The sequence below is a fragment of the Mesobacillus maritimus genome (assembly GCF_019749255.1).
Taxonomy (GTDB): domain Bacteria; phylum Bacillota; class Bacilli; order Bacillales; family Cytobacillaceae; genus Mesobacillus_B; species Mesobacillus_B maritimus_A.
In genome coordinates, this window is sequence record NZ_JACWFH010000029.1 from 1 (window position 1) to 23,463 (window position 23,463).

Below are 23,463 nucleotides of genomic sequence, written 5' to 3' on the forward strand. Positions count from 1 at the left end.
CATTTTTGTACATAATTAAATTAGCATTTCTAGGAAACGGTCACAATGAAGGGCTCAATGTGCCCAAATAGGAAGGGAGAAGAGAGAAACGGTCACAATGAAGAGCTCAATGTGACCAAATAGGAAGGGGGAAGAGGGAAACGGTCACAATAAAGAGCTCAATGTGACCAAATAGGAAGGGAGAAGAGAGAAACGGTCACAATGAAGAGCTCAATGTGCCCAATCCATCAAGGATAAAAGAAAAACAGTCACATTTAAAGAAAAAACAGTTCCGATTCTTGCAAATTACCAGAAGGTAACCGCAACACAACCGGCGGATGAATGATATAAAGCCTAACCAAAGGCAGTCTTGCTTCAACCGTTATTCATCATAAAAAAATGTGCCAGACACTAATGTCTAGCACACTAACAAACTATTTCGAGCTAATTATAGTTCCTTATAATCAAAGTACTTAAAGTAACTAGGTTTAGCTTGTCCGCTTAAATCTTGGGCACATAAGCCAACGAATGTACCTGTGAAACGAATATAATCCGCATCATCATCAGAAAGGTGACTGATATCGATTTTGTCGCCGATTAGGTTCCAGGTTTCTCCGTCAAGGGAATAGGCGAATTGTAGCCATTGATCCTCGATGCTAGCTTTTAATTTGTAGCTAGACCCTTCAGGTAGGGAAACATCGCTTGCTAGTAGTTCATCGTATTTTCCGTGCTTTGTTTCGATGATTCCTAGGCAAGTTCCTAACTCTTCGTGATGAGTAACTCGTAGGTATACATGGTCATCGGTATCGTAGTATACAATCATCCCAGCCATTTGTTGAAAGGTGTCTGGGTTGAATTCGATTTCTGTTTCAATCTCCGTATGGAAGCTTTCTAGCCTTCTAGCAACCAGACTTTGGCGATGCATGGAACTCATCGATTCTCCGCCTTTAAGGGTGAGATAGCCTGGACGGTCCGTTAGCGAAATCCACTCCTCCCCAAACGGCCTTCTTAACGAATTCCAATACTTCTTATAAGAGGTTTCTTTAAAATCATCATAATTACTTTCGTGTTCAACAGGATGAGCTGGCAAATCTGGTGCATCCACTTCCCATTGTGGATGGTTGCCACCCTCAACTCGAATCCAACCATCCTCTGTCCAGTACATTTTTTGGATGGCTGTTTCGCGCCCAAGAATACATTTTTTATCTACCACAGGACGTCCGCATAAATGCGCCATATACCATTCCCCGTTTTGTGTTTCGACCAAACATCCATGACCGGCCTTTTGGAGTTGCGTTAGGTCGCTTTGGTCTGAAGTCAGGATTGGATTGGTTGGATCAATTTCATATGGTCCAAAAAGCGACTCAGAACGAGCCATTGTCGCTGCGTGAGTGTACCATGTGCCACCCTCAGCTGTTAGCAAATAATAATAGCCATTTCGTTTATAGAGATGTGGTGCTTCTGTGAGTCCAAGCTCGGAGCCTTTGAAAATATTGCGAATCGGACCCACAAGTTTCTTTTCTTCCACCGAATATTCCTGGAGAGCAATCCCAGCAAATGAGTTGGTTCCTTTACGGAAATCCCAAATCATATTTACCAACCATTTCTTCCCGTCATCATCATGGAAGAGGGAAGGATCAAACCCGCTGCTATTTAAGTAGATAGGTTCTGACCAAGGACCTTCAATATTTTCAGCGGTAACTAAATAGTTATGTGTGTCCTTAAACGCGCCCATTCTACTTTTTACATCTGTATAGATTAGATAGAAAAGACCGTCTGAATAGCTCAAACAAGGTGCCCAAACACCGCCAGAGTTTGGGTTTCCAATCATATCTAGCTGTGAGGCGCGTGTTAATGGATAGGGAAGTAGTTGCCAATTTACCATATCTTTAGAATGGTAGATTTGTACACCTGGAAACCATTCGAATGTCGAAACGGCAATATAATAATCATCTTCCACTCTAAGAATAGACGGGTCAGGATGGTATCCTGGCAACACTGGATTCACTATTTTTGTCATCAATGAACATCCTCTCGTTTTTAATAAAAGTTATTGCTCAACTTGGTTGCTTGAAGATAAAATTGAGTAAATGTAAAACGGCATTAGAAACCGATTAAAGAACTAGCTAACCTCATTATAGCCTACTGAATACCATTTTTTTCTTGAAATGGGTTAGAACAACAAACCTTACGTAACATCCCTAGTAAAAGAAGGAACGGACTTACTGACAAAGATAGCAGAAAGAGCTAGATACGATTGTCATAAGTCCGAACTAAATCGATTTAGGAATGTGGCATAGGTAAGCGTTTGCTGTACTCTATTAAAAGAACTACCTACTACGCGTTACGCGCTTGTAAATCACGAATGATTTGTGGATATTTTTTGTCTAGATTATAGAATAATAGTAGAACAATCATTAATACGTTAATGCCCATTGGGATGTAGATAAACAGTGTTTGGATGGATTGTAGGGCAGATGCTGCTTGTACATCGGCGCCACCTACATATCCTCCGAAAGCTAGTACCCAACCAATGATGGCGGTTCCAAGACCACTACCAATTTTAATTCCCATGCTACCACCGCTATAAACCATTCCTTCATTACGAATACCTGTTTTCCATTCGCCATATTCAATCGTATCGGCTAGTAGGGCAAACATACTTCCGTTAATTGGGGCTTTCCCAATTCCGCGAATAATGGTTCCAGCAACAATCATTGTCACACTTGAAAGGTCAATTAACATGACAAGGTAACCAATAAGTGTAATGAAAACCCCGACAATCATCGCATTTCTTTTTCCAAAACGCTTTGTAATTGGAGCAACAAAGACCATCCCTAAAAGGGTAAAGACTGTATAGGCAGTAGTGACAGCGCCTACAAGTAAAGTATTGTCAAGAATATAATCAGCGAAATAAACAAGAGCACCTGAGTTAAGAGCGTTCCAAATATACGTGATTAAAATAAAGGCAGTAACAATTCCCCAGTATTTATTTTTACTAAGTGTCATTAAGCTTTCTTTCAGTGGTACAGGTTTTACTTGTAGTTCTTTGTTAACAGGTTTTACGCGTTCTTTCGTTGTTTTAAAGGTAATAAAAAATAAAGTTGACCCGATTGCACCAAAGATTAAAAACGTATATACCCATCCAGATTGGTCGCCACCAAAGAAAGTTGCTAGTGGAAGCGTTAAGTTACTTACAAGCAGGACACCAATCAAGGCAAGACCCATACGGAAAACATTCAAGATTGACCTCTGATATTGATCCTGAGTAATCAATGAATTAAGTGTTCCATAAGGGACATTTAATCCTGTATAAACTAAACATACTAAGTTATATGTAACGGCAATATAAACGACTTGCCAAGCAGTACTTACATCTGGAACGGCAAACAATAAAACCGCAGAGACAGCAAACGGTACAGCTAACCATAAAAGCCAAGGTCGTGCCTTCCCATGCTTCGATTTGGTTTTATCGATAATATAGCCCATTAATACATCGGTTACGCCATCAAAGACACGAGAGAATAACATAATCGAACCGACAATACCCGCTGCAATTCCGATGACATCTGTGTAGAAATAGACAATAAAAATACTCATCGCTTGCCAGATAAAGTTACTGGCTAAATCCCCTAGACCATAACCCACGCGTTCACTTAACTTAACCTTTTCACCGACGACAGGTGGCGGAGTTTGTTGATTCTGAGGGGGTTCATTCATTTTTAAATTTGAAGCCATATAGATTCCTCCTTAATGGTGTAGGAAAGGGAAGGGACTGCTTATGCTTCTTTCTAGGAATACCAGAACCTTCCCATCCTTTCTTTCTAAATCGTTGTTTTTTCTTTTGCTAAGGCTTTCATTCCTGCTTCTAATACTTCAATAATTCGGTCTGTGTCATAAACACTTCCTCGCCATGTTCCACCACTTGCGGACTGAAGTGCCGCCCATAAACGGGTATCGTCTGGAAGGTTCGGGTCAGGTTTCAGGTCAGGGTGTGGCTCACGCTCATTTAGGATTGCTGTTCCTTCTTCTACCGTTGTTCGTTTGTTCAATGTACCAACAAAGTTAACGGACCCTACCAATCCAACACAGTCCACAATGATTTCGATAAGATCGCCATTTCGTAATTTCCCTATTGGGCCACCGCCTAAAGCTTCTGGACCTACATGACCGATACAAGCACCTGTCGAAACGCCTGAGAACCGTGCATCTGTGATGAGGGAAACATGCTTGCCAAAAGGCAAATATTTTAAGGCAGAGGTTAATTGATAGGTTTCTTCCATCCCAGTTCCAGAAGGACCGCCACCCATAACAACCATGATGTCGCCAGCTTCAATAGCTCCTGTTTTAATCGCTTTGATTGCTGACCTTTCAGAAGTAAATACTTTTGCTACGCCAGTATGTCGATAGAAACCATCTTCTCCTACTTTAGAAGGGTCGATGCTGGTTGATTTGATTACAGAACCTTCAGGTGCAATATTTCCTGTAGGGAAGGTAACGGTTGAGGTAAGTCCTCTTTCTTTCGCCTTCTCTGGGTTCATAATGACATCGTCAGGAGAGACTCCATCGGCTTCAATTAAACGCTTTCTTATCGCAGCGCGGCGTTCAGACTTTTCCCACCAGTCAAGGTTTTCACCTAGGGTTTGACCTGTCACGGTAAGGACATCTTCATGTAAAAGCCCCAATTTTCTCAAATGAAGCATAACCTCAGGGACTCCACCTGCTAAGAAAACGCGGACGGTTGGATGATGATCCGGTCCATTCGGCAGGACACTGACTAAACGCGGAGTCTTTCGGTTGATTCGTACCCAATCTTCAACTGTAGGAATATGACATTTAGCGGCATGTGCAATCGCTGGAATATGCAGTAATAGATTTGTAGATCCACCAAACGCAGCATGAACCACCATCGCATTTTCGATGGCTTTATCCGTTAGAATATCCTTCGTTGTAACCTTGTTTTTCTGCATTTCTAACGCTGCCCGTGCAGACTGACGAGCCATTTCTGCCCAGATTGGCTGACCGGAAGGCGCTAGTGCGGAATGAGTTATTGCCATTCCGAGTGCTTCCGCAACAACTTGAGCTGTAGCAGCCGTACCTAGGAACTGACAGCCACCACCAGGAGTTGCGCAGGCCACACAACCAAGCTCCGCAGCTTCTTTTAGGGAAATCTCTTTATTGGCAAATCTTGCGCCAATCGTTTGAATTTTACCGGCATCTTCTCCAACAGTCGGGGGAAGGGTAACTCCACCAGGGACAATGACGGTCGGTAAATCATGCATGCCTGCAAGGGCAATCGTCATGGCTGGTAGACCTTTATCGCAGGTTGCGACACCAATTACCGCTTTACGTGTAGGAAGAGAACGAATTAACCTCCTGTACACGATAGCCGCGTCGTTTCGAAATGGAAATGAATCAAACATGCCGGTCGTTCCTTGAGAGCGTCCGTCACAAGGGTCACTAACGAATCCCGCAAACGGAACACCCTTTTGTTCGCGAATTTCTTTCGCTGCCTCTGCCATCAAAATGTCGACTTCCCAGTGGCCGGTATGATAACCAAGTGCGATTGGGCTGCCATCATGATCACGGATACCACCCTTTGTACCAAGGATCAGCACCTGTGTTCCAAGAAGGTCTTTAGGCTCCCAACCCATGCCAACGTTTTGGGAAAGTCCAAACAAATCTCCACTCGGGGACTCTTCAAGCATTTGGGGCGTCAAGGGAAGTGTCCCAATTGGCCCCTTTGCATGGGTCTTTACTTTGTATAGCGATTCGTCTTCTGTTGTGAAAATGGAATGAAATGACATCGAATCTCTCCCGTTTTTAAGATTTTATTTCTATTAAGCTAGGAATCTTGTGAATGATTTAATGTGAAAATTAGTTTCATCCTTAAGAATTTTCCGAATTCAAAAGTCAACGAGTGCTTCCGCTTTTTAACCCAGGAAGGACATTGGCTAAAGCTAAAATGTCTTTTACTTGTTGTTTCTTTTCGTCGCAAAGTGGTCTGGAAGGTGGGAGGACATCGGTTGAAATGTTTAATCCGCACAGTTTCGTTGCTTCCTTCACGACATTGACAAACGGGCTATCAATTTGATAAAGAAGTGGAAGGATGGCTAATTGCTTATGAAGGGCCACAGCCTTCTCCAAATCCCCACTGTTAAAAGCATTGTAGATGCCTACAGAAAGTTGTGGAGCAAAGTTTCCACTCGCAGAAATGGTTCCATCGCCGCCGAGTTGAAGTGTATTTAATAAATGGTTATCAAACCCACTAAAAACGGCAAAATGAGGGTGCTTCTTTTTGACCTTTAAAATCATTTCTTGTATATGGCCAACAGAATCAATGGTCTCTTTAATTCCAACAATATTCGGGTGTTGGTCAACAAGAGCACATACAAAATCAGGAGATAAGTCTTGGCCCGTAAGGTTTGGAAAATTATACAATAGAATCGGAAGATCTACCGAATTGGCGATATCACGATAATGTTTAAAAAGATTTTCTTCTGTTAACTGCCAGTAATACGGATTAATGACAACAACTGCATCCGCACCAATCTGTTGTGCATGCTGACTTAACATAACAACTTCTCGTGTACTTGTGCTTCCTGTTCCGATTAAAACTGGTACCCTTTTGTTTGTGTAGCGAACGGCAAATTCTGCAACAGCTTTTCGCTCTTCTACTGACATTTGGGAGAACTCGCCGCCAGTCCCAAGGAAAAACAAGCCGTCAACCCCTGCTTCAATTAAGCTATCAATAAGGAGCCCTTGTTCCTCTTCATTTAACTTTCCTTGTTGATTAAGAATTGTTGATACTGGGGGAATAATCCCCTTAAAAATTGTTGTTTTATCCATTCTGAACCTCCTTAGTTTTTATCGTGTAAGATAGAGAGACCAAGAACTTTACAAAGATTGATTTGTGGAAACTCTTCTAGAATCTGTGAAAACAATGGATATTTGAGGGTGTTTTACATTATAAAACTAAGTTTTATTATTTTGTATAACATGGAACGATTATAGCATATCACCTAAAATGAAAGCAATTACATTTTGAGAGATGGTAAGATTCTGGTTTTTCTCATCTGGTAATGTATATGGGTTTCACTATATAGTTAACCCACTAGAGAAAAGTTTGATATAGTAGTAAATTGTTAGAAAAATTTAAGGAACATGAGGGGAGTTTATGCAGATCATCCAATCAGTCCAAGGCTTCCTTCAAATAGTAGATTTAATCACCGAGCATACGATTGAGCTTAAAATTACTAAGGTAGGTAAGTCATGAGTTCTAGTTATGGCCAAACAATCTCAATCATTCCTTAGAACAGATTATTGGATTGCTCCTGTATATGCAGATTTAATGTATGCAAACGATTTTCATCTTTTAGCGAGAATACTGGATAGAGGGATGTGCCACGTACATCTCTTTTTATTGTACAAAGTAACAAATCAGGCTGTTGAATTTAGGAGAGTAATAATTTAATAGGAAAAAACACGGAAAATGCTAAAATCATGGAGAATCTTAGAAGGAAGCAACGAAAAAAATAAATATTTTTATCTTGCTCTCTGGATTTGTCTATGATACTATCAACTTAGTTAATCAATGCAAACGTTTTCCTTTGTTGCTGAAACCGTTGCTAGATTAAATAGATAACTTTAATGGATTTTATTTTTGGGTAAGTTTGTAAGCGCTTATATTAAATGAAAAGAACTCATTTTTTATTTAATTATTTGTGCAAACGAATTCACAAAAAATCTTAATGGTGGATAGGGAGAGTGTATGTAGATGAAGTTTTATGTGAAAGCAGCTTCAGCTTTAGCGTTATCAGGTTTGTTACTAGCAGGTTGTGGATCTGCAGATGAAGGCAGTAAGGATACAGCTTCTAAAGACAAAGTAACAATTGATATTTTCCAAAATAAAGTAGAGTTTAAGACCCAATTTGAAGAATTGGTTGCTCAATATCAAGAAGAAAATCCTGATATCAAAATCAATGTCAAAACAGTTGGTGGCGGTACGGATTATGCACCAGTCCTTAAATCTTCATTCTCATCAGGAGAAAACATTGATATCTTCAACCTTGTAGGACCACAAGATGTAATTGACTATAAAGACTATTTAACAGACCTTTCAGATACGGCAGCTGCTGAGGCGGCATTAGACGGAACATTGGCTACAGTTCAAGAAGGGGAAGAGATTCTTGGATTACCCGTTAACCAAGAAGGATATGGCCTAGTTTATAACAAAGCGATTTTTGAGAAAGCGGGTATTGACCCAAGCACAATCCTTTCTTACGAAGACTTAGAAAAAGCAGTTAAAACCCTTGATAGCAAAAAGGACGAGCTAGAAATTGAAGCGGTATTTGCTCTTCCAGGAAAAGAAGCTTGGGTTCTTGGCGACCACTTAGCGAATGCATTTTTAGCAGATGAATTCAATCATTCTGTTACGGAATCATTTAATGCGGATACAGTGAAGTTCGAAAAAGGACAGGAAATGAAAAGATTCCTAGATTTACAGAACGATTACTCTATTCAACCGGTTCTAAGCCTTGACTACTCTCAACAAGTTGAAGAGTACTTCTCACTAGGAAGAGTTGCGATGATTCAACAAGGAAACTGGGTGTATGCTTCTGTTGAGCAAATGGATCCTGAATTAGCGGAAAACATTGGGATTCTACCAATTCCTGTAGAAGGCTATGAAGGCAGCATCCCTGTTGGCGTATCAAGTTACTGGGCTGTAAATGCAAAGTCAGATGATGCAGAAGTACAAGCAGCTAAAGATTTCTTAGACTGGATGTACACATCTGATACAGGGAAAGAAGCCGTGTTAACGCAATTTAAATTTATCCCTGCTTACGATGGCTATGATACCGATAAAATTTCTGATCCACTTTCACAAGACGTTTATCGTTATGCTTCTGAAGGAAAGACGATTGGCTGGATTTTCGCCGGTTACCCTAGTAACCCATGGGGCACAGGCGTAGCTGGTCCGAATATGCAACAATATATCGATGGCAAAATGACTTGGGATGAAGTTGAGGCAGACTCAATCAAGCAGTGGGAAGAAAAGCGTAAATAATAGTTAAAGAAGGCTAACAAAACAGGCTAACCTAGCTGTTCTGTTAGCTTTATTTTTCAAAAGGCTTTGTTAAAGTATACTGTTGATTTCACACTGTTGATTGGAGCGGAAGGCACGAAGACTCCTCGAAAATGAACTGCACATTTTCTCGTGCGTGGGCAAATTCAAGGATGTCATTCAGTGTCCTGCGGGAGTACGGGGCAGGGGAGACCCCACAGGCGCTAAAGCGCCGAGGAGGCTCCCCGGCACGCCCGCGGAAAGCGAAGTGCCTGGAGCGGAAATCAACAATTAATATTTACAAAGCCCTTCAAAAAACCATCGGAGGGGTTCACATGGGAAATCGAAGTCTATCATTCTGGCTTTTTCTCACACCAGTTTTAGTCGGTTTAGGGCTAGTAGTCATTGTTCCATTAATCTACGGTACCTATTATTCGTTCACTGATTGGAATGGACTAACAGCGTCGCAGTTTGTGGGATTTGAGCATTATATCAATCTATTCCAAGATAAAGCATTTTTAAATTCAATTTGGTTTACGATTAAGTTCTCGTTTGTAACAATCATTCTCCTTAATGTAATTGGATTAGGATTTGCCCTTCTTGTGACGCAAAAGTTGAAAACAAGCAATCTATTAAGAACTGTTTTCTTCATGCCTAATATGATTGGCGGCTTAATCTTAGGTTTCATTTGGCAGTTTATTTTTATCAATGTGTTTAGTGATGTTGGCGAAGCGCTTGGGATTGAAGGGCTACAAGGTTGGCTATCGACGACTGGCACTGGTTTTTGGGGTCTTGTCATTCTGACATGCTGGCAGATGGCTGGGTATATCATGATCATCTATATTGCCTACCTGCAGAATATTCCTGGAGAACTCGTCGAAGCAGCGAAAATTGATGGTGCGAATAGCTTCCAACGTTTTAAAAATATTACCTTTCCACTAGTGGCACCAGCGTTTACGGTTAGTATGTTTTTAACCTTGTCGAATTCCTTTAAAATCTACGACCAAAACTTGTCGTTAACAAATGGTGGACCGTACGAATCAACACAAATGGTCGCAATGGAAATCGTAAAAACAGCGTTCAGCGCAAATGAAATGGCATATGGACAAGCAAAAGCAGTCGTTTTCTTCATCATGGTTGCGGCAATTGCCTTAACGCAAGTGTATTACAACAAGAAGCGGGAGGTTGACCTATAATGGAGAGCAAATTAAAAAATTATCTAATTGGGGCCTTCGGTATTTTGCTTGGGGTATTATGGTTATCTCCGTTTTATTTAATGATTGTCAATGCGTTTAAATCAAAAAAGGAAATCTTTATGGGCGTTTTGGGCCTTCCAGAAGCGTGGTCGTTCGATAACTTTGTTGAGGCGTTTATTGACCTAGACTTTGTTAACTCTCTTTGGAATTCAGTTATGATTACTGTTGTCAGTGTCGTGGTCATTATTGTGTTTTCCTCGATGGCAGGATACGCTCTTTCACGAAATAAAAGCAAACTAAGTGGTGGAATTCTCTTGTTGTTTGTTGCTGCAATGTTGATACCGTTCCAATCTGTGATGATTCCACTTACGTCGCTCTTCGGTAAAGCGGATATGCTGAATCAAGCTGGTTTGATCTTTATGTACCTAGGATTTGGTAGCAGTTTATCCATTTTCTTATACCATGGTGCCATGACAGGAATTTCGCAGTCATTGGATGAAGCGGCAACGATTGATGGCGCAAACCGCTTCCAGACGTTTACGCGCATCATCTTCCCGTTACTAAAACCGATTTCTGTGACAGTCGCGATTTTAAATGTCATCTGGATTTGGAATGACTACCTATTGCCATCCTTAATATTAAGTGAAAATAATGCAACAATTCCGTTGAAAATGTTCTACTTCTTCGGACAATACACAAAACAGTGGCATTTAGCACTTGCGGGATTAACGATTGCCATTATCCCGGTTATCGTGGCGTACTTCTTTGCGCAAAAGCAAATTATTGAAGGTGTTTCTGAAGGTGCAGTTAAATAAGAGAGCTCTGTTAGGAAACGTTCATAAAAAGGTATAGAGCTTTCGGTCGTTTTATCATAAAATGAAGGATATGAGTCTGAAGATGACTACTGAAAGGAAATGAAGGTGGAAAAAATGGCAGTCACAATTAAAGATGTTGCGCGTGAGGCAAATGTTGCACCCTCTACCGTTTCGCGTGTCATTTCGGACAGTCCGAGAATTAGCGAGAAAACGAAACGAAAAGTGCGCAAGGTAATGGAAGAAATGGGGTATCATTTGAACCATAATGCTCGTGTTCTCGTTCAGAAATCAACGCAAACGATTGGAATCGTTATGAAGAACTCGACAAGTGCTTCGTTGCATGATCCCTTTTTCCCAGAAGTTTTAAGGGGAATTAGTGCTCTTTGCCACCAGCAAGAATATAACATTAGCATCACGACGGGTGAGTCAGAGGAAGCAATTTTTCAAGATGTGGTGAAAATGGTTCAAGGAAAACGGGTGGATGGACTAATTGTGTCGTACTCGAAAAAGGACGACAAAGTTGTTCCGTTCCTCGTGCAGAGTGGCATTCCATTTGTGGTTGTGGGAAAACCAATTGGCAAAGCAAATGAAATCATGAGTGTCGACAATGATAACATTCGTGCCGCAAGAGAAGCAACAGAATTTTTAATTCAACTAGGACATAAAAAAGTAGCTTTCATCGGCGAACAACCACAGTTTGAAGTAGCAGCAGCGAGAAGAACAGGGTATATGGAAGCTCTCCGCTTGAATGACCTTGAGATTGAGCCTGCGTATATCAAGAGTTTAGATAAAACGGTTTTAATGAAGGAAACCGTTGATGAGGTCATGGATCTCCCTAATCCTCCAACTGGATTTGTGGTAACAGATGATATAACTGGTTTAAATTTATTGTTATGCTTGCGTGAAAAAAACATTAAAGTCCCTGACGATGTCAGTATCATCAGCTTCAATAATACGTTTATTGCTCAGTTAGCAACCCCACCGTTAACATCAATTGATACCCAGATTTATCAGTTGGGGTACGAGTCAGCTAAATGCTTAATTGAGGAGATTAAAAATCCTTCTATGTTTAAAAAAAGTGTCATTATCCCAACAATTATTGTTGAGCGAGAATCCTGCATGGCCATAAAAGTTAAATAAAAAAACGTTGCGAAGGCTTACTATTGCCAATGCAATTTTTTTTTGAAGGGATGCGCAAACGATTTCGCTTAAAGTGCACAATGTGTGGGAAAAGGTAAAAAGTGCTTTGGTGGGACTATTTGTCGCGGGTTTAGACTTTGGAACCCCCCGAAAAATGATTAATGAATGAGACGATCAGGAGGAGAAGTCATGAACAACTTCATGGGTGGCTTGTATACAGTAAGTGAGTGGGTTATGAGGTTTGCGGTCATCAATGTGTTGTGGCTATTGTTTAATCTTCCGGTCGTCTTTTTTACAGGGAATCTCCTGTTAGCTGAAGGACAAGCAGAAAGGATTCTGTACGCCACCATAACGGTTGTGTTAGCACCGTTTGTCCTTTTCCCAGCAACAGCGGCGATGTTTGCTTCGGTAAGGGATTGGATCATTGAGAACGAGGGAACTTCCTTGTTTCTTTCGTACGTGAACTATTACAAACAGAATTACAGAAAAAGTCTGCTTGGAGGATTCCTATTTACTGGTTTATGGGTCATTTTAATCGTGGACTTTCTCTTTATAAAAGACACCAGTATGATCCTAGCCTTTGTTTTTATTATATTTGGATTGATTTTATATGTCTTGACCATAAACTTTTTCTCGATGAATGCACATTATGATATGAAGCTACGCGTATTACTGAAGAATACCTTTCTTATTACGTTAGGGAGTCCAGTGTTGCTGCTCGCTGTATTGTTAAGTGGGTTCGTTTTATTATATGCAAGTATCAAGGGACCGCTGTTTCTTCTGCTGTTTTTTTCTGGATCCTTGATTGCCTTTTTGGCCTTTTCAGCTTTTTACCGATTTTACTTAAAAGTAACAGCACGAAAAATATAAATCAGTATGAATCTCTATATACATAGGGATGAGTTTGTTTACAAGGAAACTTTGTCAGAAGTCAGGTGCCGGTAGATTTACTAGGTGCCGGTAGATTTACTAGGTGCCGTTCAGAATTTAGGAGGTTCGTTTTATGAAGAAGATATGGTGGAAAGAAGCGATTGCGTATCAGGTGTACCCCCGTAGTTTTATGGATTCAAACGGCGATGGAATTGGGGATATCCAGGGCGTTATTTCTAAATTAGACTATTTAAAAAATCTCGGAATCGATGTTATTTGGATGAGTCCAGTTTACTCTTCACCGAATGATGACAACGGGTATGATATCAGTGATTATAAAGGAATTATGGATGAGTTCGGTACGATGGAGGATTTTGATCAGCTTTTAGCAGAAGTCCATGTGCGTGGAATGAAACTTATTATGGATTTAGTTATCAATCATACATCAGATGAGCATCCGTGGTTTATCGAAGCTCGTTCTTCTAAGGAAAACCCATACCGTGATTATTATATTTGGCATCCTGGGAAAAACGGCAAGGAGCCAAATAACTGGGAGTCTATTTTTGGAGGATCTGCATGGGAGTATGATGAGCATACAAAAGAATACTTCATGCACGTATTTTCCCGTAAGCAACCGGACTTGAATTGGGAAAATCCAAAGGTGCGCGAAGAGTTATTTGAAATGGTCAACTGGTGGCTAGACAAGGGAATCGATGGATTCCGTGTTGATGCGATTTCTCATATTAAAAAAGTACCTGGTTTCCCGGATCTACCGAATCCTGATAAGAAAAAATATGTTCCGTCGATGAAGGGACATATGAATCGCGAGGGAATTCAAGTGTATCTTGAAGAATTAAAACGCGAAACCTTTGCGAAATACGATATTATGACGGTTGGAGAGGCAAATGGTGTAACAGTTGAACAAGCGGATGAATGGGTAGGCGAGGAAAACGGAAAGTTCAATATGATTTTCCAGTTTGAGCATTTGGACCTCTGGGGGAAGAGTACCGAGGGCGGCCTCGACATCCACGCATTAAAGAAAACGTTAACCAAATGGCAAAAAGGGTTAGAGGGCATGGGATGGAATGCTTTATTCCTTGAAAACCATGACCAACCTCGTTCGGTTTCAACTTGGGGCAATGATGGTGAATTGAGAAACAAATCGGCCAAGAGTTTAGCAACGATGTACTTTTTAATGCAAGGAACCCCATTTATTTATCAAGGTCAGGAAATCGGAATGACCAATGTTCAATTTGATTCAATCGAAGATTATAATGATGTTTCTATTAAAAATACTTATAGGATTGAACGTGAAGAAGGCAAATCACATGAGGAAATCATGGAAATCATTTGGAAGAATGGCCGTGATAACTCTAGAACACCAATGCAATGGAACGATGGGGTGCAGGCAGGGTTCACGACTGGTACCCCTTGGTTAAAGGTAAACCCGAACCATAAAGAGATCAATGTCGAGAACGCATTGAAAGACCCTGACTCCATTTATCATTTTTATAAAAAATTGATTGAGCTACGAAAAGAAAATGAAACACTCGTGTATGGAAATTACGACATTGTGTTAGAAGACCATGATCAAATCTATGCCTACACTCGGACTTTGAAGGACGAAACATTCCTAATTGTCACCAACTTGTTCCCGGAAGAGGCCGTATGTACAATGCCAGCACATTTACAAGCAAACAAAGCAGAACTTTGCATCAACAATTACCCAGTAAAAGCGGACGAAGACATCAAAAACATTACGCTCCGCCCGTATGAGGCAAGAGTATATCGGATTTAGAAAGTTAGAGGCCGGTTCTTTCACTTCCCAAAAAGGAAGTAGGGAACCGGCCATTTGCATTCCTAAACATACACGGAAAACAATTTATAAGGTCGCTGAACCCGGAATCTGGCGGAGAATCGGCGAAGAACCCGCTTCATAAGCAAGATGAATCCGAAATCTAGCTAAGAATCAGTGGGAAACCGGCTTCATAAGCAAGATGAATTAATTTTTTTCCAAGAGATCAAAGCAGACCTACAGTGGTTTTTGTCTGTGCCATTATGATTAAATTTTATTATCTCAAAATTCTAAATACTATGTTATGATAGCAAGAGAATCAATTACATATGTAGGGGGATTTTTCATGGACAAGCAAGAGTTTATGGCACGGGTTGAAGAGGCTTATGATACGTTTGAAATGAAACCTGAGAATATCTTTATGTTCAAAATGCTAGACTTTAAGTTTGATTATGATGAGGAAGCGAAGACGTGCACCATAACCTGCCCGGTTACGGATATTATGTATAACCCCGCGGGTATTGTGCATGGCGGAATTTTTACTTTTATTGCAGATACTGCAATGGGGCATTTGAATTTTCGCTTGAAGGATGCTCCGTATGTATCGCTCGAGTTGAAAACCTCATTCTTCAAAGCAACAACAACCGGAGCGTTAATCGCAACCGCTCGCTATGTGAAGGAAGGTTATAAAGTCTGTTTCATGGAAGCAGAAGTGAAGAATGAAGAAGGCGAGTTATTATGCAGGACATCGGGGACTTTTTACCGGTTTGATAAAAAGAAGTAAATGCTAACCAATAAATACAATAGATATTCCGTTTCTTACTTAGGTGAGAAACGTTTTTTATTTGTGATAAAAGTTTGAATTCTCTAAGATGAGGATAAAGGTATTTATCCAGAACGGTCGTTTCAATAAAATTGGCGCCCAATAAAGTGTCCAAGAACCAGCGGTTTATAAACAAAAAATGTAGTTTACAGCTCAGAAGTTGCAAGGTCTCACCAATTTTCGGAAACACTAATTTATATTTCAATGTATCTTGAAAGGACGGAACACAGTATGTCGAAAAAGTTGGATTTGTCAAACTTTGAAAAGAAACTCGAGGTTCGAAATATAACGAAGGACGATATTGATCAAATTTTAGAAATGCAGAAGGTTTGCTTCCCTAATATGGTGCCATGGAAGCGGGAGCAATTGGAAAGTCATTTGAGGATTTTTCCTGAGGGGCAGTTTTGCGTCGAATATGATGGCGAGATTATTGGAAGTTGCTCGAGTTTGATTGTTAATTTCGATGAATACGATGACAAGCATACATGGGATGACATTACTGATGGCGGCTATATCACCAACCATAACCCAGAAGGTTTTAACCTGTATGGCATAGAGGTCATGGTTGACCCGGAATATCGAGGAATGAAGATTGGAAGAAGGTTGTATGAGGCGCGGAAGGAATTAGCACGAGAGCTAAATTTAAAGAGCATTATTATTGGGGGGCGAATCCCAAATTACCATAAATTTAAGGATCAATATTCACCGCGTGAATATGTTGAAGAAGTTAGCAGCCAAAACATTTATGACCCAGTCCTGACGTTCCAGATTATGAATGGTTTTAATCTAATGCGAATTAATCCTGGCTATTTACCGGACGATCGCCAATCTTTAAAATATGCGACATTAATGGAATGGAATAATATTGATTACCATCCGAAGACGAAACGGCACTTTAAAACGGCGTATCCAGTACGGATTACGGTCATTCAATATATGATGAAAAGCATTGAATCTTTTGAGGAGTTTGCCAAGCAAGTCGAGTATTATGTTGATGTCGCTTATGACTTCGGTAGTGATTTTGCTGTGTTTCCGGAGATTTTTACTACCCAGTTAATGTCCTTTCTAGAGGAAAAAGTACCGGCAAAAGCCATAAGAAAATTGTCTGAGTACACCGAGGAATATATCGAGCTGTTTACGAACCTAGCTGTCCGCTATAATGTGAACATCATTGGTGGTTCGCATTTTGTTGAAGAGGATGACCATATCTACAATATTGCTTATCTCTTCCGCAGAGACGGGACGATTGAAAAGCAATATAAAATTCATGTCACTCCGAATGAAAAGAAATGGTGGGGGATCCAGCCAGGTGATTCGGTTAAAGTCTTTGATACTGATTGTGGGAAAATTGCGATTCAGATTTGCTATGATATTCAGTTCCCAGAATTATCGAGATACGCAGTTGACCAAGGTGCAAATATTATTTTTGTCCCGTTCTGTACGGATGATCGACAAGGCTATCTTCGAGTTCGCTACTGTGCTCAGGCTCGTGCCGTTGAAAACCAAGTGTACACTGTCATTGCTGGGACAGTGGGCAACCTAACTCAAGTGGAAAATATGGATATCCAATATGCACAATCAGGTATTTTTACTCCTTCTGATTTTGAATTTGCCCGTGATGGGATTGTCGGTGAGTGCCCACCAAATATCGAAACCGTTGTTGTAGGGGATGTTGACCTTGAAATTTTAAGAAGACAAAGAAGGTCTGGAACTGTTAGACAGTTGCATGACCGCCGGAGGGATTTGTTTGAAGTGAAATATAGGAACTTGGAGGGCAATTAATGTGCTTGTAATTGGAAGAAATGGCAGAGTGTTCGTAGAAGTAAACTAGCTATTCTAGTTGATAAGCCCGGCATTACCGGGCTTATTTTTTTCACCTAAAAAAAAGAGCCCTGACAAGGGACTCTATTGACCAAGATTCTCAAGTTGATTCATTAAATTTGTTACTTCATTCACTGTTTGGAATAACTGAGATTCTTCAAGTTTTTCTACAGCGATCTGTCCGTCCTCTAATACCTTATTAATCTCACTAAGGAGAAGTTCATTTTTATCAACGAGTTCTTGATGGATGTTTTCTGCAATAGAAGGAACATCATTGAGGTTAATAAATTCTTCAATATCCTGTTGAAGTGAAACAAGTTGAGTTTCAAGTTCCTCTCTGGCTGCCGTGTCACTAATTGCCTCTTGGACTAGTTGTGGCGCATCCTCAGCAAAGGTATTTAACGTATCGATATGGGTGGTTGCCTCATTTACGTAATCTAAGGACTCATTTACTTCCCCTAAAAAAGAACAACCGCTTAAAAACATGGATACGGCAACTACTAGCAAAGTCTTTACTATTCTCATATACACACACCTTTTAGATATTTTTAAAAGAATCCATGTTAACGTCAACCCTAGTGGACATTCTTCTATACCCTTTGTAATACGGATGAAGTGGAAAAAGGTTTCAGATAGATGTTAGGTGTAGGGAAGCTATACCTGGTCCGCTATTAAGCTCGGTTCATTCCTAAATATATATCAAATATATCCCCATGTAGAGGCGCACAATTTTCCAATTGGCTTTGTACCATTCTAACATCTATAGTTGTTCCTTGAGAAATACATTCCGAAAGAGTCGTTTCCTGGGAAATAGTAAAGGTATTTGTCAAATAGTCAGATATTTTCGGGGTAATAAAAAGATAGTGAATGGTTGCCCTAGCACGAAACAAGTGAGGCTACATCTTGTTGAATGAGTAATAGAGTATAATGTACATATAGGAAAAGTAATTCTTAGTTCATTTTCTGAAGGGTGGAGGTACTATTTTCCCGTTAAGCATTAGTAATAAAAGGAAATATAAACTTTCTATAGCGTTTCAGAAAACTACAATATCACCAGTTGGTGGAATTTATTGTTAAAAAAATAAACGAAGAAAAGACAAGACAAGCAATTTATCACAACACTCTATGCGAAAATAGCGATTCTTAAAGAGGAAAATACTAACTTCAAATAGACATGAAATAGGAAGGAGAGATTTTTGTGTTTTGGAACCGTAAGGCCGAAGAGATCGATGATGATCGAATCAAGGAGAAAAACGCCGAGGCAAATAATAAGGCGAAAGAGTATTTAAACGATAAAGATAAACTAAGAAAATTGATTTTCGATGCTGAAGCAAAAGTGAAAAATAAGGAAGATAAAAAAGGATTTGTAAAGGAGACTTGGGATAGTCTAAAGTCGATGTTTGAACTGGTGAGGGCTTATATAAAAGGTGATTACCGTAATATCCCATATGGATCGCTTGTTTTAATTGTAGGAGCTATTCTTTACTTTGTGATGCCAGCGGATGCCATTCCAGATGTGATTGCGGGACTTGGCTTTACGGATGATGCAGCCGTGATTGGGTTTACATTAAGACAAGTAAAGGCTGATTTGGATAAATTTAATGCTTGGAAACGGGAACAGGAACAAGAGGAAAAGGAATAAGCTCCTTCTTGGATTGGGTGCAGTATTCATATCGACATGTAGTATAAGGGAAGTGGAAAAAGCGGTTTGACCTCAACAATGAGTCAAATCGCTTTTTAAATGTTGCAGAATGGATTTTCATGTATGCACCTTTTGCAAATGGTTCTTTAGTTCCCCCATTTAAGGAACATGGTTAACGTACAGCATTGAGACCCTTCAACATCGGCATGAATTCTTAACTCTAATCCTGAAGGCGTATATTTTGTGGTAATCGGCGTGTTAATTCCAATAGATTTCATCAACCCGTCTACTTCATGTTGGTTGCCTTTTTGAGCTGCTGTCATTAATTTGTGGGCGAAGCTCCGATCCGATAATTTCTGAAGAATGGTACTTGATTCTTTCGTAATGGTTTGAAATGCCATTACAGATTTATGGAAGATTGTGTCATCTACTTCAGGATATTGTCGATAGATATAGGGGGTAGGGAATGACTGGTAGAAATATTGGTGTGGATAAGGATTCTGATATTGGCAGTAGTAGCGATTATCATACATGTCAGGATAGACCTCCTCAGTTTTAATTATTAGTATGAATTGGACGACCAAACCCGTGCCTGGTCACGCTTGTATTCATAGGTTTAAAGGGAAAAAGTGGATAGGTCTTGATAAGTAAACCAGTTAAACAATGGTTTTACTCAAGTGTACAGCCATGTTAAATCAAAAATTGGGTGAATTTGTTCTATACAATATAGAACAAATTTTGTTATACTAAAGGTAGAACAGAAGGGAGGGGTAAAATGATTATTCACATTGAACCTCACGCTGATACTCCGATCTATACACAATTGACCAAACAAATTATTGAGGGAATTGCTCGAGGGTATATGCGTCCAGGAGATTCGCTTCCTTCAGTAAGAGCCTTAGCTGGAGATCTCGGGGTAAATATGCATACCGTGAATAAAAGCTACCATGAATTAGAAAAGCGAGGAATCATTCGCATTATCCCAAAATCAGGAGCGGTCATTCAGGCGCCAGTCGTGGTGACTCAAGATAGTCATCATTATGAGCATATTACCGATGAATTGAAATCGGCAATTGCAGAGGCCCTTGTTTTAGGCATTCAAACCGAACAGGTAGAAGAGTTGGTTACCTCCATTATTCAAGACCTACATGCAGAGGCGGAGAAAAAGTGAGTTGTATTCCAGTTCATTGCCCTAGGTATGCCTACAAATTCATGTTAAGATTGGAGGATTTTTTATGGAGATGACAATCCTTTTTATTATTAGTTTCTTCTTGGCAATCATGGAGACTGCCATCCCGTATTTGATCAAACGTACAGTTGTATTTGGTGTTACCATTCCCGATGAAAATACGAGAGACCGAAGGTTATTGGGCTTTAAGAAACAATATTCCATCATTGTTTCTTGTTTTTCACTAGTTGTTCTAGTAGGCTTCTGGGTGTGGGGGATGCAAGCAAATCCTGTGGATGGGCAGCTCTTTTTAGTTGGAATTGCTCTACCATTTGCCATCATGTTTGTGAGTTTAGCCTGTTATGTCTATTTTCATGCAAGAACATCTCAGTTAAAAAGAGCTGAAAAATGGGGTGAAGATAGTAGACAAGTGAAAATCTCGGATTTGTCGGTACGTTCTCAGGATGAGATGCTTCCTTGGTATATGTACCTTTTCCCGATGCTCGTAACTTTAGGTGTCATCATTTATACCGTGCTTCAATATCCTTCGCTACCAGACCAGATTCCTACTCATTGGGGACCAAATGGTCAGCCAGATGCATTTACACCGAAAAGTCCTGCATCGGCCATCTCAACACTTTTAATTTTATTGGTGATGCAAGCGATGTTCCTGATGATTAACGAAACCACAAAGCGGTCGGGAATAAAATTAAGTGCAACAAGAACGACTGCCTCTCGGATTCGTCAGTTGACCTTAAGAAAGTATACGAGCTGGTTTATGTTTATTACGAGCATTCTCATTACAATGCTTTTCTCCTTTTTACAGCTATCCACGATTCATGAGGGAATGTTTGGCGAAGGGGTAATGCTGATTGTCCCATTTGTGTTCTTGCTAGTGGTATTAGGGGGAACAGTGGTATTTGCAGTTAAGGTTGGGCGAGCCGGAGAAGATATCGGGTCCGAGTCTGTTGCAGGAATGGCTGATTTTGATGAGGATCAATATTGGAAGGGTGGACTGTTTTATTTTAATAAAAATGACCCATCCATCTTTGTAGAAAAACGCTTTGGTGTCGGTATGACATTGAACTTTGCGAATCCTAAAGGCTATTTACTAGTGTTAGGGCCAATCGTACTTATTTTAGTCGTGAGTTTTGTTATTTAAGCATATTGTGCGCTATTCTACAACTAAATATTTCCGATATTATGCCTGTCTAGTATGCTAGATAGGCTTTTTTCATTGGATGAATCCTCCAATTCTGAGCATCTTAAAGAGAAAAAGGAGTGATGAAGCCGATGAGAATGTTACTAGCTATTCTGGTTAGCTTTACCTGTATGCTAACAACCATTCAAGTTCACGCTGAGCAAAAGGCTAACAAAGAGTTAGCGATTGTGATTGATGATTTTGGAAATGGCATGAAAGGTACGGAAGATATGCTTAATCTTCAGGTTCCCCTTACGGTTGCGGTGATGCCATTTTTACCTACCACAGCAAGTGATGCGAAGAAGGCACATGAAAAGGGTCATGAGGTTATCGTGCATTTGCCGATGGAACCAAAAAAGGGAAAGAAAAGTTGGCTTGGTCCTGGTGCGATTACAACGGATCTTTCTGATCAAGAAATTAGAAAAAGGGTGGAGCAGGCGATTGCTGAAGTTCCATTTGCTGTAGGAATGAATCATCATATGGGGTCAAAGGTGACTGAAGATGAGCGTGTGATGAGAATTATTTTAACAGTTTGTAAAGAAAAGGGCTTTTTTTATCTAGATAGTAAAACTACGGGTAACAGTGTTATCCCAAAGGTAGCAAGAGAACTAGGTGTTCCGTACGTAGAAAATAATTTGTTTTTTGATCATGTTTATTCTGCAAGACATATCCAGCGCCAAGCCTCCTTGCTTGCTCAACAATTAGAGGAGCAGGAACAACTGATTGCAATTGGACATGTAGGAGTAACAGGTGATAAGGTGGTTACTGCGCTTAAGAGCTATATTCCAGAATATAAAAGACAAGCGGAACTTGTTCCAGTCTCTGCATTAATTCCTGACTTCGATCGACTAGATCACGAATTGCCTTAAGGGAAGGTTTGCGTTGAATCATCCATTTTCAATTTTGCGTGTTAATACAAAAAGGTCGATTCTCTAGCTATGGAGAATCGGCCTTTTCCATTGAAAGCTAGCTGTACATAGAGAGATTATAGATACATTTTTTGGTAAAAACATTCTTGAAGGTACCACCGTTTAGCTTCATAATAATAGGTATTAAGGTATAGACTCTTATTAGGACTAAATTAGTATAAATGTAGGGGTTGAAGAGAATGGATAAGCCGCTCATATCTATCGTGATTGCTACCTATAATCGTCCCTTGCTTCTAGCGGAGCTAGTAGAATCATTAAGTAGACAAACCTTCAAGGATTTTGAAGTGATTATCGTTAATGACTATGGGGAAAGTGTCGACAAGGTTAAAGCTTTGTACGATGATTTGGATATTAAAATCATTGAAATGGAGAAAAACTCTAAACATGTTCTTGCTAGGAATACCGGAATTCAGCAGGCAAAAGGAGAATGGATCATGCTCATTGACGATGACGACTTGCTTGTGCCTACACATATTGAAACAATGGTTAAAGAAAGCAAGGATTACGACTTGCTTTATTCTGATGTTGAAATCGTTCGGTTTGAGCTGAAAAATCAGAGGCGAGTTCCAGTTGAAAGACGTTTGTTTGCTTATGAAATGGATCTTCAAGGGATGAGGAGGTTCTCCACTTTTGTAGCATCAGGATGCTTATATCGAAGAGAGCTTCACGACAAGATTGGATTGTTTGATCCAGCTGTTCATAATTATTGGGATTGGGACTTCTTTCTGCGTGTTGTGGAGCAATTTCGTGTTAAGCGAGTTGCAGTAGCAGGTGTGTTATATGATTTCTCCGATTTTAATAACAATCAGTCAAAGGACCTTGAACCACGGAAGTTTTACTTAAATCGCCTTGGTGAAAAGCACAATCTTGGAGAACTTCCATCTAAAAACTTCTTTTTATTGTTAGAGGAACCAGAGGTTAAACAAAGACAGGCTGAAAGTAAGGTACTTTGGGATGGAATGTCTTTTGTATCAAGGCTTGTTCGAGAGAAAGAAGACATTAGATGAACCTTGTTCAAAA

The 23,463-nt window shown here is 40.1% G+C and carries 19 protein-coding genes; 13 read left to right on the forward strand and 6 right to left on the reverse strand.

What is annotated here, in order from left to right:
• Positions 1 to 427: 427 nt before the first annotated feature.
• The 4 genes from H0185_RS18790 to H0185_RS18805 form a co-directional block, all read right to left on the reverse strand.
• A complete protein-coding gene (locus tag H0185_RS18790; RefSeq protein WP_221875031.1) occupies positions 428 to 1,999 on the reverse strand; it encodes a glycoside hydrolase family 43 protein in 1,572 nt (523 codons plus the stop codon).
• 317 nt (positions 2,000 to 2,316) lie between these two features.
• Entirely contained in the window at positions 2,317 to 3,717 is a 1,401-nt protein-coding gene (locus tag H0185_RS18795; RefSeq protein ID WP_246629291.1) for an MFS transporter, read from the reverse strand.
• An 86-nt stretch (positions 3,718 to 3,803) separates the two neighbouring features.
• Positions 3,804 to 5,786 (reverse strand): YjhG/YagF family D-xylonate dehydratase, encoded by a 1,983-nt coding sequence (locus H0185_RS18800; protein ID WP_221875032.1) that lies wholly within the window; start codon positions 5,784 to 5,786, stop codon positions 3,804 to 3,806.
• A gap of 106 nt (positions 5,787 to 5,892) precedes the next feature.
• The gene (locus H0185_RS18805) at positions 5,893 to 6,828 is read right to left on the reverse strand and encodes a dihydrodipicolinate synthase family protein (RefSeq protein ID WP_221875033.1); all 936 of its coding nucleotides are present in this window, start codon (positions 6,826 to 6,828) and stop codon (positions 5,893 to 5,895) included.
• A gap of 928 nt (positions 6,829 to 7,756) precedes the next feature.
• On the opposite strand from H0185_RS18805, the gene H0185_RS18810 reads away from it, so the two are divergent.
• The 8 genes from H0185_RS18810 (at position 7,757) to H0185_RS18845 (ending at position 17,464) form a co-directional block, all read left to right on the forward strand.
• Positions 7,757 to 9,046, forward strand: a complete 1,290-nt coding sequence (locus tag H0185_RS18810; RefSeq protein ID WP_221875034.1) for an ABC transporter substrate-binding protein — start codon at positions 7,757 to 7,759, stop codon at positions 9,044 to 9,046.
• 332 nt (positions 9,047 to 9,378) lie between these two features.
• Positions 9,379 to 10,239 carry a carbohydrate ABC transporter permease gene (locus H0185_RS18815; protein ID WP_221875035.1) on the forward strand — a complete coding sequence of 287 codons (861 nt, stop codon included), beginning with the start codon at positions 9,379 to 9,381 and terminating at the stop codon, positions 10,237 to 10,239.
• Positions 10,239 to 11,054, forward strand: a complete 816-nt coding sequence (locus H0185_RS18820) for a carbohydrate ABC transporter permease (protein WP_221875036.1) — start codon at positions 10,239 to 10,241, stop codon at positions 11,052 to 11,054. The genes H0185_RS18815 and H0185_RS18820 overlap by 1 nt, the downstream gene beginning before the upstream one ends.
• Before the next feature lie 114 nt (positions 11,055 to 11,168).
• Entirely contained in the window at positions 11,169 to 12,194 is a 1,026-nt protein-coding gene (locus H0185_RS18825) for a LacI family DNA-binding transcriptional regulator (protein WP_221875037.1), read from the forward strand.
• A gap of 189 nt (positions 12,195 to 12,383) precedes the next feature.
• Positions 12,384 to 13,064 carry a YesL family protein gene (locus H0185_RS18830; RefSeq protein ID WP_221875038.1) on the forward strand — a complete coding sequence of 227 codons (681 nt, stop codon included), beginning with the start codon at positions 12,384 to 12,386 and terminating at the stop codon, positions 13,062 to 13,064.
• A 133-nt stretch (positions 13,065 to 13,197) separates the two neighbouring features.
• On the forward strand, positions 13,198 to 14,862 hold the full coding sequence (locus tag H0185_RS18835; protein WP_221875039.1) for a glycoside hydrolase family 13 protein: 1,665 nt from the start codon (positions 13,198 to 13,200) through the stop codon (positions 14,860 to 14,862).
• 343 nt (positions 14,863 to 15,205) lie between these two features.
• Positions 15,206 to 15,643, forward strand: coding sequence for a PaaI family thioesterase (locus H0185_RS18840; protein WP_221875040.1), 438 nt, complete (start codon positions 15,206 to 15,208; stop codon positions 15,641 to 15,643).
• A 270-nt stretch (positions 15,644 to 15,913) separates the two neighbouring features.
• Complete coding sequence (locus H0185_RS18845) at positions 15,914 to 17,464, forward strand: bifunctional GNAT family N-acetyltransferase/carbon-nitrogen hydrolase family protein (protein ID WP_221875041.1); 1,551 nt, start codon at positions 15,914 to 15,916, stop codon at positions 17,462 to 17,464.
• 123 nt (positions 17,465 to 17,587) lie between these two features.
• Here the strand turns inward: H0185_RS18845 and H0185_RS18850 are convergent, their stop codons facing one another.
• Complete coding sequence (locus tag H0185_RS18850; protein ID WP_221875042.1) at positions 17,588 to 18,028, reverse strand: DUF6376 family protein; 441 nt, start codon at positions 18,026 to 18,028, stop codon at positions 17,588 to 17,590.
• A 673-nt stretch (positions 18,029 to 18,701) separates the two neighbouring features.
• Here H0185_RS18850 and H0185_RS24525 point away from each other — a divergent pair.
• Positions 18,702 to 19,145 carry a YkvA family protein gene (locus H0185_RS24525; protein WP_221875043.1) on the forward strand — a complete coding sequence of 148 codons (444 nt, stop codon included), beginning with the start codon at positions 18,702 to 18,704 and terminating at the stop codon, positions 19,143 to 19,145.
• A 146-nt stretch (positions 19,146 to 19,291) separates the two neighbouring features.
• Here the strand turns inward: H0185_RS24525 and H0185_RS18860 are convergent, their stop codons facing one another.
• Positions 19,292 to 19,678: a YuzC family spore coat inner layer protein gene (locus H0185_RS18860; protein ID WP_221875044.1), complete on the reverse strand. Its 387-nt coding sequence runs from the start codon at positions 19,676 to 19,678 to the stop codon at positions 19,292 to 19,294.
• A gap of 242 nt (positions 19,679 to 19,920) precedes the next feature.
• On the opposite strand from H0185_RS18860, the gene H0185_RS18865 reads away from it, so the two are divergent.
• From H0185_RS18865 to H0185_RS18880, 4 genes are all read left to right on the forward strand, one after another.
• The gene (locus tag H0185_RS18865) at positions 19,921 to 20,316 is read left to right on the forward strand and encodes a GntR family transcriptional regulator (RefSeq protein WP_221875045.1); all 396 of its coding nucleotides are present in this window, start codon (positions 19,921 to 19,923) and stop codon (positions 20,314 to 20,316) included.
• Positions 20,317 to 20,380: 64 nt separating this feature from the next.
• Complete coding sequence (locus H0185_RS18870) at positions 20,381 to 21,475, forward strand: DUF1648 domain-containing protein (RefSeq protein ID WP_221875046.1); 1,095 nt, start codon at positions 20,381 to 20,383, stop codon at positions 21,473 to 21,475.
• A gap of 131 nt (positions 21,476 to 21,606) precedes the next feature.
• Positions 21,607 to 22,383 carry a divergent polysaccharide deacetylase family protein gene (locus H0185_RS18875; RefSeq protein WP_221875047.1) on the forward strand — a complete coding sequence of 259 codons (777 nt, stop codon included), beginning with the start codon at positions 21,607 to 21,609 and terminating at the stop codon, positions 22,381 to 22,383.
• A 239-nt stretch (positions 22,384 to 22,622) separates the two neighbouring features.
• On the forward strand, positions 22,623 to 23,450 hold the full coding sequence (locus H0185_RS18880) for a glycosyltransferase family 2 protein (RefSeq protein ID WP_221875048.1): 828 nt from the start codon (positions 22,623 to 22,625) through the stop codon (positions 23,448 to 23,450).
• Positions 23,451 to 23,463 lie beyond the last annotated feature (13 nt).